The sequence below is a fragment of the Streptomyces clavifer genome (assembly GCF_036345975.1).
GTDB classification, from domain to species: Bacteria; Actinomycetota; Actinomycetes; order Streptomycetales; family Streptomycetaceae; genus Streptomyces; species Streptomyces clavifer.
In genome coordinates this window covers 261,749-277,343 of record NZ_CP107794.1, presented here as the reverse complement: position 1 = coordinate 277,343, position 15,595 = coordinate 261,749, and the positions used below count along the sequence as shown (strand labels likewise).

Genomic DNA, 15,595 nt, shown 5'->3' with positions numbered 1-15,595 from the left:
ACGCCAGGCTCATCGGCCCTGGGCACTACCCAGCCAATGCGATGATCCAGATGCGAAGTCGTGCGGAAGTTGTGGATCACGTCTCGGACCCGGTCTGCGCTTGTGAAGGTGACCTCGGCAATCTTTGTCACGCCCATGCCCTGTGCGGACAGCAGCACCACCTGGGCCCGCCGCCAGGTCACTACCGAGCCGGTGCCACGGCGGACGGCTCGCAGCAGCCGCCTGGCCTCATCGTCATCGATTTCGCGAACACGTACACGCTCTGGCATCTGCATAGGATCTCGCTCAATACGCGGTCACATCGGAGACCCAGGCGGCCTGTAGTGATTCAAGTATTCCTGCAGCTGCGGCTCAAACATTGGCAGTTCATGGTCGTTGACCGCATGCCAGAGGCGGTTCTCAATCCAGAACCGATGGGCAAACTCCTCGAACGACGGCGCACACCACAGGATCGCGGGCCTCTGCTCCTCCGCATCCTCGAGATCGGTCTGTGTCTCCTCCCTGTCGCGCCGCGCCTCGTACTCAAACTCGTAGTCGAGGTCGGAGTACACCACGAACGCCTCGCTCAGCGGGCGGAGGTAGAGGTACCAGATGACGCAGTTCCGCTGATCCCGGAAAAACCGCACCAGGAAGGCACCAGCCTCGACCGGACTGGGTAGAGGGTCCGAAAGATTCGTCCAGCACCCAGTTAACGAAACCTCGTCCAGCGAGCCGTACAGATTCTCGGTGGTCTGGAACGTGACGAAATCCCGCGGCAAGGTGAGGCCCCTGGCGGCCAGGTCTCTTGCCAGCCCGTTGAGCTTCATGACCTGCCGCGGGATGGGGGAGCCGGCGTCCCCAAGCCATCGAAAGGCACCCGTGAACTGGCTGGAGTCCAGCGGCGGCAGATCTTCGAGGGAGTAGTCCTCGTAGGTGTACTGACAGGCACGGTACTTGCCGAGGTCGGTGGCGCACCAAGCGGTGTCGAAGTCGACCGAAGAGGGGTCGGACCCTGACTGTTCACTCATCGGAACCCCTGAATGATCACTGGGAGAGGAGGTGTCGGCGTCAGCATGGCATTGGCCACCGACAGCTCCTGCCGAGGACCGCGCGTAGACAGGCCCTCAGGCTTGGTCAAGAGGGCCAACGTTGCCTGCTGCGGCACCAGCCAGGGGCAGCCGCTGTCACGAGCGCGGGTCCAGGGGCGCATCCCAGGGACTGTCAGGCTGTGACCTTGCCGAAGATGTGGTTGGCGGGAGCGTCGGGGTTGTTGCCGTAGAAGAACTCTTCGAGTGCTTGGTGGAACTCTTCACGGTCCAGTCCGCCGGAACCATCGAGGGCCAGAGCGGCGAAGACGGCGGCGCAGTCCTCGCCGGGGACGGCAGCGACTGAGTCGAACATTTGCTGGAACTCTGCCTGGTCGATCTTGCCGTCTCCGTTGAGGTCGACGAGGTCGAAGAAGCAGTTGGTGACCGGCGCAATCTGCTGCGGGTAGAGCGCGCGGTCGGTCAGGACACTCTTGAAGCCTTCGGTCATCTCCCGCACGTCGACCTTCCCGTCGCCGTCCTGATCCATCGGGGCGATGACGTTCGACCAGAACTGGTCCATCCCCTCGGTGAGCCGACGGACGGTCTCGGCGTCAGGGGTGGTTTCGCGGGCGCTAATGTAGCGCTCGCTCATCTTGCGGACGTCGTGCTGGGTAATGAACCCGTCGCCGTCGACATCGGAGCCCCTGAACCACTGGCCGTACTTGAGATCTTGAAGTGCAGTCATGACTGCGCACCGTATTCGCGTAGTTACGGCTAAGCGAACGTCCGAGTGGAGGCGGGGCGCCGGGCGGACTGCCGGCCGGGAGCCCGACGAGGGTGACCACGGCTTACTTGCCCGTCGTTGAGTTGGCTTCGTATCAGTGTTCGAGGTGTGGTGGTGTGAAGGCAAGTACCTCCTCGACCGGCCCGTCGTAGACCTCGACGTCGACGAGAGCACTGTGCGCACTGGGTCCCTGGGACAGACGCGAGCACCCGCGGTCCCCGGTGAGGGTGTTCGGGTTGCCGTGGCGGTCCAAGGTTCCGCTCCGGCCTGGCTGGGCCGGGTCCCACCACGCTCCGGTGGACAGCTGGATGACGCCGGGCATAACGGCGTCCGACAGGATCGCGCCCGCCTGGCAGCTGCCTCGGTCGTTGAAGACGCGCACGATCATGCCGTTTTCAATACTGCGTGATGCCGCATCTTGCGGGTTCATCGTTACGGGCTCGCGGCCATGGATCTTTGACTTGAGGCTGTGGCCACCGTTGTCGTACTGGCTGTGCAGGCGTGAGGCAGGCTGATTCGAGATCAGGTGCAGTGGGAAGCGGACCGCCAGGTCGGCGCGAAGCCACTCCACGGGTTCGAACCACGTCGGATGTCCGGTGCAGTCGTCGTAGCCGAACGAGTCGATCTCCTCGGAGAAGATCTCGATCCGGCCCGACGGCGTCGTCAGGGGGAAGCGCTGCGGATCGGAGCGCAGTGCTTCGAGGCTGCCGGGAAACGGCCCGCTGAGTGCCGGCAGTTCGACACCGGAGGTGCGTTGCCAGAAGTCGTCGAAGTCTGGCAGGGCCGCCTCGTCGCCGAGGTTCGCCCGTGTCTGAACGTAGAGGTGCCGGACCCATTCGATCTCGGAACGCGCCTGGGTGAACTCGTACTCATAGCCGAGCCGGGCAGCCAAAGCGGCAAAGATTTGGTGGTCGGTGCGTGCCTCGCCGGCCGGGTCGCGGACCTTCGGCATCGCGACGAGGTGAGGGTCGGAGAAGCCCGCCGCGAAGTCGTCACGCTCGAGGCTGGTCGCGACGGGGAGCACGATGTCGGCGAACTTCGCCGTGGTATTCCACCAGGCTTCGTGGACCACCACCGTCTCCGGGCGCTGCCAAGCTCGGGAGAGGCGGTGGAGGTCTTGGTGGTGGTGGAAGGGGTTCCCTCCGCACCAGTAGATCAGGCGCAGGTCCGGCAGGGTCAGGCGCTGACCGTCGTAGTCGATGGTCGCGCCTGGTTCCAGCAGGGTGTCGGCTATCCGGGCGACCGGAATGAACGCCGCAACAGGGTTCGCCACCCGCGGCATCGACGCCACAGAGGGGCGGCCTGGGGCAACTCCGGTCGCGTCCATCGTTGCGTAGCCCGCGCCCCAGCCGCAGCCGGGCCGGCCCAGCGAGCCCGCCATGGCCGCCAGCACGACCGACATCCAGATCGGCTGCTCACCGTGGTCCGCCCGCTGAATGGCGTAGTTGACCATGATGAGGGAACGCTGTGTGGACAGGCGGCGGGCGAGATCGGGAATCGTATCGCGGCTGATGCCCGTGATCCTCGCGGCCCAGTCGGCGTCCTTGACGACGCCGTCCACGTCGCCGGTCAGGTACGAGGCGAAGCGGTCGAACCCCTCGCAGCAGCGGGTGAGGAAGTCCTCGTCGTGCCAGTCGTTGACCAGCATCGTGTGCGCGATGCCGAGCATCAAGGCGGTGTCGGTGTTGGGGATGACCGGCAACCACTCGGCATCAAGGAAGTCAGCGGTGTCACTGCGGATCGGGCTGACGTTCACGAACCGCACCCCGGCCTCACGGCACTTGCGCTGCAGGTCCCGCGTCTGGTGCCGGGCCAGCCCGCCAGGGTTGATCTGGCTGTTCTTCAGAGCCAGCCCACCGAACGCCACCACGAGCTCACAGTTGTCGGCGATCTCGTCCCACATCGGCATCCGGGACTGGTAGCTCCACGGAGCCCCGCCAATTACATGCGGAAGAATGACCTCAAGCGCGGCGGTGCTGTACGTGTTGCGCGAGTCGGTATAGCCCCCGCCCAGCGCAAGGAACCGCTGGAGCTGACCCTGCGCATTGTGGAACCCGCCCGCACTGGCCCAGCCGTACGAGCCGCCGAACACCGCGCTGTCCCCGTGCTGTGCGCGCACTCGGCACAATTCCTCACTCACCAGCGTGAGCGCGTCGTCCCAGCTGACCTCTACGAAGTCATCCGCACCTCTGGCCGTTCTATCGACGCGCGGCAAGCCATCGAGCCACCCTTTGCGCACCGCGGGACGCAGCACACGCGCACTGTCCTCAACAGCCGTCACCATGCCCGGGCCGATCGGCGACGGCGCGGGGTCATCACCCCGGGGCTCAATGCGCACCAGCTGACCCGAGTCGACCACGGCTACGAAGCTGCCCCAGTGCGTCGCCATCGGCATGCGTCGTTCCACCGTGCATCAACTCCATCCCTGAAGTTTCTCCGGCTCTCAAACAACGGCCGCTACACCACAGGGGTTCCGCGTCAGTCAACGGTCCGCAGGACACAGGCTCCCCCTGGCGGATGCTGCTCAACCCTGACGGCGCGCACGACTCCCGCCGCCGCCAGTCAACCGGAGCCCGGAGCGCCTCTGTCGACCGCGACCTGACCGTCGTCGGACACCAACCTCAAGGTCATGGACCACCTCGCTCCCAGGCGGTCGAGGGAGGGTTGGAGTGCCGGAGCCGGCGCGGAACTGTCATGGTCACCGTCGAGGCCCGCAGGCATTGGACAATCTGACGGCAGACCAGGACCCGCCCGGAATCCACGACGAGGCTCCCTGAAGACCGGCAATCGGTCTGTGAGTCCTCAACACGCACGACTTGAGCCCACACGGAAGGTGCCTTCTCGGCCTCAGCAGCGAGTCCGGCCCGATGCCTACGCGGCCAGGGGGACAACACCGGGGCGATCTTGTTCGAGGTACAGGGCCAGCGCTCGCCAGCGATGCTCGACTTCGTCGTCCAGCGCAGCGGCGCATCGGATCTCCGCGCGTGTCCAGCTCCGCCAGGGCGAGCAGCGCAGGCCGCGGCCCCGAGTCCAGTCCAGTCCAGCGGCCTTCTTCCATACGCCGCCGGGCCCGCGGACTCGGCTTAGCGGCGCTTCTCCCGCCTCGAGCCTGGTCAACCGCGTGAGTCACAATCCCTCGCACCGCGGACAAGGGCTCGTATTGAGGGCTCGATACCTCGCTGGCAGCTTCGCCGAGGTGCGTAGCATCGGTCACAACAGACGTTGATCTCAGCCACAGGTAAGGACCTCATGGCCGAAACCGCTTCACCAACAGATATCAGTGCGAACTATGCCCAGAGAATCTCTGATGACTTGAGTGCGAACCGGGGTGAGCAGGTGCGCATCCGGGCCGAGCTCGCTCGCCTCCAGGACGAACTCATCAGCCTTGAGGCGAGCGAAGGGGTGCTGGTGCAGATTCGCGAAGTTCTGGACAGCAGCGCATCGGCAGTCACCTCGAGTAGCGAAACGGCTAGCGTTCCTTCCGCGCGTCGGCGCAAGGCTCGGAAGGCAGTAGGCGGAACCATGGTCTCGTCGCCAGAGTCGCCCAACACGAACAGCACACGCCCGGAGCCCGGTCGGCCGACGTGGCGGGAGTTGGTCACGGAATTTCTGTCGGGTCAGCGTGAGCCGAAGTCCTCCGCCGAGGTCACTGCGGCTCTGACGGAGGCTTACCCACAGCGTCAGGTGCAGGTCGCAGTCGTGCGCAACACCTTGGAGCATGGGGTGGCGCACGGCCTGACGGAGCGGCATAGGCAGGGACGGTCCGTCTTCTACAGCGCTGTCTCAGCGGCTTCGGCCAGCTCGCCCCAGGAGGCTGAGGAACCGGCCCAGTAGCGGTGCCTACCAGGGCCTGGGTTTGGCTGAGCTCTTGGCATTGCCCCCAAGGGCTTGGCGCTCTGGGCGCCTGAGCGAGGCGGCTACCGTCTCGCTCAGGTCGGCCCGAATCTGCTTGCTCCTGCCGGCTTCTGGTCATGTGCCCAGCTACTCGCTAGTGCCGCATTAGGCAACGTTCGCCCCATTGTGCGCATCGTCTGGTTGCTTCTTCACACCGTTCGGTGCATCCCCACCGAGGCCGGTGCGGTCTCGCGGAAGCCGAACTTCTCGTAGAGATACCGGGCGTCGCCGTCGGCGATAAGGGAGACGTAGGCGCCGGCCGGAGCCCGGCGCTCCAGCTCGCCGATCAGCTCGGCCATGATTCGCTTCCCCAGGCCCCGCCTCTGGTGGTCGGGGAGGACGCAGATGTCGACGACCTGGAAGAAGCAGCCGCCGTCGCCAATCACCCGTCCCATGCCGACCGGCTCACCGCCGTGCCGGATCTGGACCGCGTGCCAGGTGTTCGGCAGGCTGAGCAGCGCAACCTCGCGGGGCTTCGCGCTCAATCCCGCCGCAGGTCGCAGCCGCAGGTAGGTCTCGCGGTAGGCAGCTCGACGGACAACTAGTAAGGGTCAAAGGTGATCTGCATGCATTACATTCTAGGTGAGCCCGGCAGCCGTTGTCCAAGCAGGCCCGGCCCTTGAAGCAGGCCAACGGGGCGAAAGTTGCCTGCTGCGGCACCAGTCCCTCAGTTGTCTCTCGATGGCTGTCCTCGGTCATCACAACCGTCTGCCGAAGTGCCAGTTGTGCACCCGATGTCGGCGTACCGCTCCGGGGTCGGAATGACGCGTGCCGTGTCCGGGTCGGTCCGACTTGCGGACCAACGCCGCCGTCCCCGGTCGGGTGGCGCCGCTGTGGGACAGCTGCGGCCGTACGCGGATCAGCTCGCCCCGGTCGAGCGGCGCCACGAGGTCGGCGGCCTGCACCATGCAGAGGCCGAGCACCAGTTCAGGTCTGATCTGCGGCGCGCAGGGCCCGCGCCAGCCATTCCAACTCCTCGGTCGCGTCGGGCGACGAATCTTGCCCTCGCACACGGGCAACGAGCCTGCGGTAGTGCTCCGCTCCTGCCTCGATCCCGGCCTCCAGGCTGCGCAGCACGGCGGCCCGATCGGCGTCACCGAACAGCTCGGACAGCACCTCGGCCGCCGCCGGCCCCTCGGGAGGGCCTCCGCCTTTTCTGATCTCCGCGACGGTCTGCACGATCTGTCTGGCCCACCAGATGGACGCCCCGGGGGGATGGCCCTGCCCCGGTACAGGCGTGTTGAGCTCCGTCCAGGTGCGCAACCGGGCGCGGAAACCGGGGTCCCGCACCAATTCGGCCAGTTCGATCCAGGCGTCGACCTGCTCAGGTGTGGGATCGTCAGGCAATTCGATGCTGTAGGTGCGTATACGGTCGCGCAGGCGCGGGTCGTCGAGGCCACCGAACACGTCCTCCTTGAACTCGTCGATGATCTGCTTGCGCTCGGCGGCGGAAAGCCGCGCCAACCGGTTCATCAGTGTTGTCTCCTCAACGGTCGAACCCCGTTTCGCCACGGTGGACAGGACGGCCCGGCTCACCTTGAGCGAGCGGATCTGCGCGTCGAGCGCGGTCACATGCGCATCGGCCACCTCGGCGACCGTGGTGCGGCCACTCAGGACGCGGCAGACGTCGTCGAGCCCGAGGCCCAGCTCCCGCAAGGTGCGGACCAGCTCGACACGGGCCACGGACTCGGCGTCGTACAACCGGTAGCCCCCCGCTGAGCGGGCCACAGGCGGCACCGCCCCCTCGTCCGACCAGAAGCGCAGGGTACGGACCGGAAGCCCGGTGCGGTGCGCGAGCCGGCCAATGGTGAGTACGTCGGGTTGTTCGTCATCCATGAGTAAGATCCTGAACCCTCCGGCGGCTGGAGACTCAAGCACCTGAGCTGACATCCCGTGAGTTCTCCAGACTCTGCCGAGGTTTCTCCCCACCGCCAGCGCCGACAGCATCAGCCTCCTCGCCTTCGACCAGACTGCAGACTGGTCAGCTCGGACGAGAAGGCTTCACGAATCCCGAAGTCACGTCACTGACCGGCCGACCACGCAAACGAGAGCAGGAGCAGGACCCGTTCGACGGTGACGCCGTGTCCCGTGAAGAACTCGTGAGCCCGCTGCCAGAACCCGATCGCGGTGTGCTGGCGTTCGTCGGCCAGAACGTCGTGCAGAGGGCCGGAGCGGTGGAGAAGGAGGAGTTCGCCGCGGGAGGCGGTACCGAAGTGACGGGCGCGGGCCGGGGCGGCGAGACGCCAAGAGCGTCAGCGCGGTGTGGATGGTGAGGGTCAGCGGCGATCCGGATCAGGAACGGTACGGCCAGAGATGCGGCGGCCCGGCTGTCGTCGGCGCACATGCCGATCAGCACAGCCATCGCATTGCGTGCGGTCCCGTCATCAGTGAGCAGCTGCCGAACGGCATCTCGGGCCTCCTCCCCATGAGGGAAGTTCCCCCACGGAAGGTCGTCGAGGACAGCTCTGTTGCTGGTCTCGGGCCGGATAGCCGCCGCCACAGCCCGGACGTCGAACGGGCCTCCCGCGAACGCCGCCGGATCGGCCCCGTCCACCAGAGCCCGGCACATCGCGAACGTCGGATCGGTCCGCCAGTCCCCCACACCTCACCTCACAGCCCCATCTTCGAATCCACAGAGGTTCGATCATGCGCGATCCGGACGACTCGAATCCACCTGTCAAAGACCCTCGCTCTGCGGAGTTCGCGTGGGCCAACTACCGCCCCCCCGGGGGAAGCCGGGTGCGAGTGGTGAGGTCGTCCAGATTGATCACGGTGGCGGGCTCAGCTCGGGCCTCAATGTTTCCTCAGATGCGGTACGTGCCTGCTGGCACGCCGTGGACAATTCCGTACGGCGTCAGGGCGATGACGCCAACACCACGCGAGAAGGACTCCGGGCCGATGCTGAGCGGGCTACCCCCAAGGGATTGGGCGATCTCGGGCGCGAGGTCGAACGCGGCCCACTTCCATTCGTCCGCATCGTCCTCGGATTCCAGCGCGGGGTCCCATACGGGCTGGAGGCCAAGCTCCTCTCGGCGCGTCCGCTCGAACGGCAGGGCATCGCCCAGGGTCAGCAGTTCGTCGTCACCGTCGCCGGTCTCGCAGTAGCGTCGGATTACCGTGCCTTGCTCGGTGACGAGCCAAGCGGAGCCATCGCCTTGAGCGCCGTAGTAGTACGCCTGGGCACGTCCGTAGCGTGAGCTGAGCAGAGTGCAGAGCCTCAGGACATCCTCGCTGCGTTCCGCGTCGCAGGGGTCGCACCACGCGCCGAGTACGAAGGTCCAGCCGTCGAGTTCAGGGGTGACGAAAACCCTGGTGAAGCCGTCATGAGTACCCGGCTCGGCGTCTTGTCCGTCGGAGTCCACGATGTCGTTGCCGAGCGCAACGGTCACCGGTCTTGAGTCCGTCAGTCCCAAGGTGCTGATGATCCCGACCTGGTCCCCGCTCGGCACCGCGATCCAGTAATTCCAGCATGTCCACAATGCCGCCGGCCGGCCATCCGCGAGTTTCACGCGGATAGGCCGCTCGACTGCGGCCACGTCCTTGGCGGGCAACACCGGCTCACCGCCGAGCGCCGCGAGTACGGACAGCGCTTGAGCATGCTGTAGGCCGGGGCCCTCCCGCCGGATCCGCTGGAGGAGCGGTATGAGGTTCTTTTTGAACTCCTTGCCACGAATCATCAAGGCATCTCGCGCCTGCTGGGCAACCTCACGATCAAAGTCACCGAGCAAGGGCAGCAGAGCGGGGAGCGCCAGGCCGGCCCCCTCACAGTGCTGGATCCCAAGCACCGCCTGACGGCGGATGATCGGCGAGGGGTGCGACAGCGCAGTGGTGTACCGGTCGAGGGCCCCCCGCGCCCAACCGTGTGAACACGAACCCGACCCTGTCTCGCATCTCCGCGGTGGGCGCGTCCAGGAGCCCTTGGACCAGGTAGTCGAACGCCGCGCCCCCGATCCGCCGGAGCACGGGAGCGGCATCCCACAGGCGATGACTCATCTGTCAGCTCCCGCACGATGGCCTCTGCCGCCGCCTCTCCGCCCGCAGCCATAACGTCCGCCGCAGGGACGCGCCGGTCCGGGCGGCCCAGGTCCCTCACCAAGTCCATATCCATCAAGCCTCTCCCAGTGCGCTTCGGTACGGCTACAGCATGATCGCGTATGCGTACGACAACGCCACGTCCCGCGCGGCGCCCCCGGCAGGTTTCACCACGCTTCAGGACGATGCCGCCACCTCCCCACCCACGCCGGTCGCGCTATACCATCTGGGATCCGGCGGGTTCCAGCATGTGCAGGCCAACTACAACGCTCTGACCGGCCAACTATCGCGCTCAGCGGCCAGGTGTAGCGTCAGCAACTGGCCGGGTTAAGGAGCCGGCCAGTCCCTTCGACGTCACGTTGGCTGTTTCAGCTCAGCACGGAATTGCCCTGGAGGTTCGCTTCCCCGCACGGCCAGGGGGCCAAGCGGTGTACGGAAGGCCAGGACCTCGTTGCCCAGGGAGATGGCGACGATGCCTTCGTTCACCAGTAGGGCGCGACCGATGATGGCTCGGCTGTCGTCCATGGTCCTCCGCGCCATCGGCGAAGCACGCCTCGTCACCCCGCTCCGGTCCGGTCCGCCCTCGGTCTGGGTGAAGAAGAGGTAGTGCTTCGGGTCCTTGCGCCGCAGTGTCGCCTTCAGCATGTCCTGGACGGTGACGGACGTGACTTTGTCGATGCCGGGTCCGCCGGCGGGGCCGGAGCCCGCGAGGATGACTTTGCACACGAGGCGGGTTCCTCTACCGCGACGACCTGGGCCATGAAGCCGCCCCTCGCCAGTCGAGGCGCCCACTACATCGTGATCGTCAAAGGGAATCAGAAGAAGCTCCGCGAGCAGCTAAAAGCCCTTCCCTGGCAGCGGGTTCCGCTCCAGAGCCGCATCCGCGAGAGCGGTCACGGCCGTGGCGAGATCCGCCGCATCAAGGTTTGCACCGTGAACAACCTGCTCTTCCCCGGTGCCCGCCAGGCCGTCCAGCTCAAGCGGCGCCGCCTGCACCGCAAGAGCGGCAAGGTCAGCATCAAGACCGTCTACGCGGTCACCAGCCTGAGCGCCGAGCAGGCCACTCCCGCCCAGCTCGCCAACATGATCCGCTCGCACTGGCAGATCGAGGCCCTGCACCACGTGCGGGACACCACCTCCGCCGAGGACGCCTCGCAGCTTCGGACCGGCAATGCGCCCCGCACCATGGTGACCTGGCGCAACCTTGCCATCGGCGCCCTGCGCATCGCCGGCACCCAGAACGTTGCCGCCGCGCTCCGGGCCACCTCCCGCGACCCGAAACGTCCGCTCGCCCTACTCGGCCTCACATGATCACGAACCGGACATCACACGACTACGCCGAAGCCCTGCTCCCGGATGGGATCCAGTGCTGCCCAGAAGCCGTTTCAGCATCTGCCAGATCATCCGCCAGGAACCGCCGGTCATCCGCCGCGAAACGGGCTCTGGCAGATTCCCGGCGGATGCGATTCGTCTGCCGCGGACGCCTGAAGGCCATACGAGTTCGGGCGGTCTTCTCAGTTGTGCGCGCCCTCGGTGATGTCGCCGAGGGCGCGTGTGGTTGCTGGTCCAGCATGGGGTCGTTATCGGGTTCGGAAGCGGCGGTGGAGGTTGCGGGCGACGTGCACGCCGGGGCCGACGATGTCGACGCGTCCGTCGCCGGTGATGTCGGTGAGGAAGCGTGGGTGGCGGTCGACCCGCCAGCCGCCGGCGTTCTCGTTGTGTCCGAAGCCGCGGCAGACCAGTTGGGCCTGCTCGAAGCCGCCGATGCCGTCGTTGTGCGACACCCAGACCCCTTCGTCGCCGAAGCCGATGATGTCCGGGGCGCCGTCCCCGGTCACGTCGGCGAGGAGCCGCAGGTGCTTGTCGCTCGACCATCCCTGGGCTTGCCCGTAGTCGTTCAGGACGAGTTTCGCGGGCTCGAACGTGCCGTCGCCGCGCCCGCGGGAGATAACGACGCCCTGCGGTCCGAACCCGACCATGTCTGTGGGTCCGCCTCAGCTGGTGCTGGCCAGGAACCGCGGGTGCTCGGCAACCGAGCTCCAGCCCTGGTCGACCCCGAAGTCGTCTAGGACGTAGAGAGGCTCGGTGAACATCCCTTCGTCGTCCTGCCACCCTGGCAGGGAAGGAACAAGCCCCGCCGTCAGGACCGCCGCTGGGCGACCTCCTGGAGCCCGGAACAGATATCACAGCGGCTCACGGTGGACTTCCCCGAAGATGCGTCCATGCGCATCTCCCCGGAAGCGATCTACCAGGCCCTTTACGTCCAGGGACGCGGAGCCCTCAAGCGTGAGCTCGTCGCCTGCCTGCGCACCGGACGGTCACTGCGTGTCCCACGGGAGCGCACCAGGCAGAGCGTCCGCGGCCACGTGACCGCTGACGTGCTGATCAGCGAGCGGCCGACCGAGGCCGAGGACCGTGCCGTTCCAGGCCACTGGGAAGGTGACCTCATCATCGGCACCGGCCGGTCCGCGATCGGCACGCTGGTCGAGCGCAGTACGCGGTTCACCATGCTGCTGCACCTGCCTCGGATGGAAGGCTTCGGCACCAAACCACGCACCAAGAATGGGCCCGCGCTGGCCGGCCGCGGCGGCTCGGTGACCGTGGACATCGACGGCGTGCTCGTCCTTGCGCACTCCGAGAAGCAGGACGCCACCGCGACCTGGAAGAAGACCTTCGGCCATCATCCGCTCGTCGCGTTCGTCGACCACGGCCAGGCCGGGTCCGGAGAGCCGGTGGCCGCGCTGCTGCGGCCCGGCAACGCGGACTCCAACACCGCGAGCGATCACATCACCACCACGGGGCTCGCCCTATCCCAGCTCCCCAAACACCTGCGGCGCCACGAACGCCCGTACCTCGTCCTCTGCCGCAGGGAACTCCCGGTACCCGTAGGCGTCGCGGATCTCCCACGCGTGCTCGTACCGGCTCTGCCGACGGTGCGCTCGGTGCTCAGACCGTGTGAGCGCAACACCGGGGAAGACCCTCCGAGTACCGGACCACATCGCCCTCGGCATGGCCGGACAGCACGATGACCAGGGCCTGGCCGACGTTCAGGCGAGTACTTCGGGGTCGGCTGCGGGCCTCGCCGAGCCGGTGAGTTCGGAGGCGGACCCATCCCCGATGAGAATCCCGAGGGCTGTACGGGAGATCAGTGCGTCCGTGGCGGTGGACGGGGTGCCCGCCACTCCGGAGCGCATCAGAGTGCTGCCCTCGAGCAGGGCGATGAATACCTCGGCGCGGGCGTGGTGTTCCTCCTGTGGGACGCCGGGTGCGTGGGTGCGGATGCGGTCGGCGAGCAGATCCGCGTACTGGCGGTAGAAGGCGCGGACCGCGACGGCGACGGCCTCGTCACGCGCCGCGAGGGCCCACAGTTCAACGAAGACGCGGACCAGCTGGGTGTCGGACTGCTGAGCGAGCAGCAGACCGATCACTTCGTCCGGTCTGCCGTCCGGGACCACCTCGGTGACCCGGTCGAGGGAGCGTTGGAGGATGCGGGCGAGGAGTTCGGCGACCAGGCTGTCCCGGGAGGGGAAGTAGTGCTGGAGGTGGCCGAGTCGGATGCCCGCTGTGTCCGCGACGGCGCGGAGAGAGAGGGCCGTGTACCCACCGCCGACGAGGGTGGCCTCTGCGGCGTCGAGGAGGGCGGCCCGGCGCGCGGCGCCCTTGGCGGTGGTCACACGGCCGCCACGGAAGAAGGTGCGGAAGACGCAGAAGAAGACGGCACGACGTCGATCAGGACGCCCGCCGCTTCCAGGGCTGGCAGAACCGTGGCCGGCAGCGGATGCGACTCGGGGAAGGCGAGCCCGGCCCGCGCCGCCGGTGCGCCGTCGTCACCGAGTACGCGTCGCAGGCCGAGGAGCCCGCCGACGGCGGTCATGTGCGCCTGGCCGCGCGGGTCGGTCACGGTGGCGGTCAGGGAGCCCCCAGGCCCGCGCACCTCGATACGTACGGCCGCCGTGCCGCCCTCGCCGGGCGAGTACAGGAGGCGGCGGCGCACGGGCCGCCAACAGTCGCCCCGGGCGTGCCGGAAGAATCCGGTCCTGCCGAGGGCAATCAGGGTGGACGTGGAGGAGTTGCTGCTGAAGCCGATACGAGTGGTGACGGTACGGGCTCCCAGAGTCAGGGGAAGGGTGAACTGCTCGGGGGTGTCGATCCTGGCGACCCTGGTGCGGTCCTGGCCGATGGCGAGCGTACGGGCGCTGGTGAGCGGGCTCACCATCTTGCCCCGGCCCCCTTCGAGCACCTCGAAGTCGACCCCGAGCCGGTCCATGAACTCCACCGAGTCCGCCCCCGCCCGGTCGGCGAGGTCGTAGCGGATCGCGGTGTCGACGCTCTCCACGCTGCCCAGCCGCTCCGCGAGCGCGGCGGCCACCAGCGGAACCACCCCGCCCATCCACCCGGACGAGAGCAGCGTCGGCGCCGTGGGCGAGCCCAGCGACACCAGGGCAACCGCGCGCTGCATCCTGGCCGTCCAGCGCGTCACGTCCACATACGGGATTCCGCCGCCCAGGGCCGCCCGCAGCACCCGGTCGTCCGGATCGTTCACCAGGCTCACCACGGCCCGAACGGAGGCGTGGAACGGCTCGGGGGCGGACAGGTCCCACCGGCGGGCCTCGGCGGAGAGCTCGCGACACAGCTCCGCCGCCTTCCCGGGCGAGCGCCCCGCGAACAGCAGCGGCCACCGCCCCCGCGCCGCCCTCGCCAGTTCCGCGCCCACCGTCCCGTATCCACCGACGAGCAGAATCGGGCCCTCGGGGTCGTGCACCAGCTGATCAATGTTCATGAATACGACTATAGGTCACTCGACCTAAAAAACGTGCATGCTCACCCCGCCCGGCCCCATAGCAGGTATCTGTACGCACGTGAGTCGGCCCCGCGGTACGGACGAGTTCTCACGCACTTCGTGCCGTGCGGGGTGTGGGAGGCGGTCTACATCATCGAGGGCCTGCTGAAGAACGCGAGCGAGGTCCAGCCCGCCACCATTCACGCCGACACGCAAGGCCAGAGCTATCCGGTGTTCGCGCTCGCGCACCTGCTGGGAATCGATCTCATGCCCAGGATCCGCAACTGGAAGGACTGCCTGTTCTTCCGCCCGTCACGCAGCGCCGTCTACGAGCACATCGACGCGCTGTTCGGCGAGGCGGGCCGCAACGTGATCGACTGGGGCCTGATCGAGACCCACTTCAAGGACCTGATGCGGGTCACGGTCTCGGTCCGCGAGGGCACGATCTCCTCGACGCTGCTGCTCAAGCGGCTACACTCCGGATCCCGCAAGAACGCCACCTACACGGCGTTCCGGGAGGTCTCGGGCGGGTGATCCGTACCGTCCAGTTGCTGCGCTACCTCTCGGACGCGCCGCTGCGCGGCCGGGTGACGGCCGCGACCAACAAGGTCGAGGCGTTCAACGGCTTCAGCGACTGGGTGCGCTTCGGGCAGCGCGGCACGGTCGCGCACAACGACCCGGTCGAGCAGGAGAAGGACGTGAAGTTCACCTCGCTGCTGGCCAACCTGGTGATCTTCCACAACACCCTGAACATCGCGGATGTGGTGCGCCAGTTGCAGGCCGAGGGCTGGGAGATCGACCCGCTGGACCTTGCCGAGATCTCGCCGTACCTGACCGAGCACATCAACCGGTTCGGCGTGTACTCCACGCACGAGATCGGCATCACCCCGGAGGACTACAACACCCGTCTCGACGTCGACTTCAGCACGCTGGAAGACGAGCGGGCCCCAGCCGCTTGAACCACCTGGCCATCCGCAACTCTCAGGTCACAGGCCCGACGGTTCCGGTGGGGATCCGCCTGACCTGTGGATCGGGCGCCGGAGTGCGGTTGGCCCCTGCGCCGCCCTACGGGGGAGGGCGGCGCAGGGGCCGAGGTGT

General features: G+C 67.2%; 10 protein-coding genes and 6 pseudogenes. 3 read left to right on the top strand and 13 right to left on the bottom strand.

The window, feature by feature from the left end:
- Nucleotides 1-65: 65 nt before the first annotated feature.
- The 10 genes and pseudogenes from OG927_RS34960 to OG927_RS34920 all read right to left on the bottom strand — a co-directional run.
- Nucleotides 66-269 (bottom strand): annotated as a pseudogene (locus tag OG927_RS34960) (helix-turn-helix domain-containing protein); the annotation flags it as partial.
- Nucleotides 270-296: 27 nt separating this feature from the next.
- Nucleotides 297-1,007 (bottom strand): hypothetical protein, encoded by a 711-nt coding sequence (locus OG927_RS34955; RefSeq protein ID WP_330321529.1) that lies wholly within the window; start codon nt 1,005-1,007, stop codon nt 297-299.
- Nucleotides 1,008-1,200: 193 nt separating this feature from the next.
- Nucleotides 1,201-1,752: an EF-hand domain-containing protein gene (locus OG927_RS34950; protein WP_056792583.1), complete on the bottom strand. Its 552-nt coding sequence runs from the start codon at nt 1,750-1,752 to the stop codon at nt 1,201-1,203.
- A gap of 133 nt (nt 1,753-1,885) precedes the next feature.
- Nucleotides 1,886-4,186: a molybdopterin-dependent oxidoreductase gene (locus OG927_RS34945; protein ID WP_056792584.1), complete on the bottom strand. Its 2,301-nt coding sequence runs from the start codon at nt 4,184-4,186 to the stop codon at nt 1,886-1,888.
- 532 nt (nt 4,187-4,718) lie between these two features.
- Nucleotides 4,719-4,899, bottom strand: a pseudogene (locus OG927_RS36215) (ISAzo13 family transposase); the annotation flags it as partial.
- A 935-nt stretch (nt 4,900-5,834) separates the two neighbouring features.
- Nucleotides 5,835-6,170, bottom strand: coding sequence for a GNAT family N-acetyltransferase (locus OG927_RS34940; RefSeq protein ID WP_408058144.1), 336 nt, complete (start codon nt 6,168-6,170; stop codon nt 5,835-5,837).
- A 442-nt stretch (nt 6,171-6,612) separates the two neighbouring features.
- A complete protein-coding gene (locus OG927_RS34935; RefSeq protein ID WP_330321620.1) occupies nt 6,613-7,521 on the bottom strand; it encodes a helix-turn-helix domain-containing protein in 909 nt (302 codons plus the stop codon).
- Between the two features lie 221 nt (nt 7,522-7,742).
- Nucleotides 7,743-7,841: pseudogene (locus OG927_RS34930) on the bottom strand (IS481 family transposase); the annotation flags it as partial.
- Between the two features lie 648 nt (nt 7,842-8,489).
- Nucleotides 8,490-9,470, bottom strand: a complete 981-nt coding sequence (locus OG927_RS34925) for a hypothetical protein (RefSeq protein ID WP_330321528.1) — start codon at nt 9,468-9,470, stop codon at nt 8,490-8,492.
- Nucleotides 9,471-10,071: 601 nt separating this feature from the next.
- Complete coding sequence (locus OG927_RS34920) at nt 10,072-10,443, bottom strand: hypothetical protein (protein WP_056792588.1); 372 nt, start codon at nt 10,441-10,443, stop codon at nt 10,072-10,074.
- A gap of 33 nt (nt 10,444-10,476) precedes the next feature.
- On the opposite strand from OG927_RS34920, the gene OG927_RS34915 reads away from it, so the two are divergent.
- Nucleotides 10,477-11,028, top strand: a complete 552-nt coding sequence (locus OG927_RS34915) for an ISAs1 family transposase (RefSeq protein WP_242424506.1) — start codon at nt 10,477-10,479, stop codon at nt 11,026-11,028.
- Nucleotides 11,029-11,297: 269 nt separating this feature from the next.
- On the opposite strand, the pseudogene OG927_RS34910 reads toward OG927_RS34915, so the two are convergent.
- A pseudogene (locus tag OG927_RS34910) lies at nt 11,298-11,825 on the bottom strand (FG-GAP repeat domain-containing protein); the annotation flags it as partial.
- A 3-nt stretch (nt 11,826-11,828) separates the two neighbouring features.
- Between OG927_RS34910 and OG927_RS34905 the strand changes: the two are divergent.
- Nucleotides 11,829-12,542, top strand: a pseudogene (locus OG927_RS34905) (IS30 family transposase); the annotation flags it as partial.
- 222 nt (nt 12,543-12,764) lie between these two features.
- Here the strand turns inward: OG927_RS34905 and OG927_RS34895 are convergent.
- Nucleotides 12,765-13,391 carry a TetR/AcrR family transcriptional regulator gene (locus OG927_RS34895; RefSeq protein WP_330321527.1) on the bottom strand — a complete coding sequence of 209 codons (627 nt, stop codon included), beginning with the start codon at nt 13,389-13,391 and terminating at the stop codon, nt 12,765-12,767.
- On the bottom strand, nt 13,388-14,497 hold the full coding sequence (locus OG927_RS34890) for a saccharopine dehydrogenase family protein (RefSeq protein WP_330321526.1): 1,110 nt from the start codon (nt 14,495-14,497) through the stop codon (nt 13,388-13,390). The genes OG927_RS34895 and OG927_RS34890 overlap by 4 nt, the downstream gene beginning before the upstream one ends.
- 96 nt (nt 14,498-14,593) lie before the next feature.
- On the opposite strand from OG927_RS34890, the pseudogene OG927_RS36140 reads away from it, so the two are divergent.
- Nucleotides 14,594-15,456, top strand: a pseudogene (locus OG927_RS36140) (Tn3 family transposase); the annotation flags it as partial.
- Between the last annotated feature and the right edge of the window lie 139 nt (nt 15,457-15,595).

Coding starts and splice junctions, on each gene's coding strand:
- OG927_RS34955 (WP_330321529.1), bottom strand. CDS start 1,007: ATGAGTGAACAGTCAGGGTCCGACCCCTCTTCGGTCGACTTCGACACC.
- OG927_RS34950 (WP_056792583.1), bottom strand. CDS start 1,752: ATGACTGCACTTCAAGATCTCAAGTACGGCCAGTGGTTCAGGGGCTCC.
- OG927_RS34945 (WP_056792584.1), bottom strand. CDS start 4,186: ATGCCGATGGCGACGCACTGGGGCAGCTTCGTAGCCGTGGTCGACTCG.
- OG927_RS34935 (WP_330321620.1), bottom strand. CDS start 7,521: ATGGATGACGAACAACCCGACGTACTCACCATTGGCCGGCTCGCGCAC.
- OG927_RS34915 (WP_242424506.1), top strand. CDS start 10,477: ATGAAGCCGCCCCTCGCCAGTCGAGGCGCCCACTACATCGTGATCGTC.
- OG927_RS34890 (WP_330321526.1), bottom strand. CDS start 14,497: ATGAACATTGATCAGCTGGTGCACGACCCCGAGGGCCCGATTCTGCTC.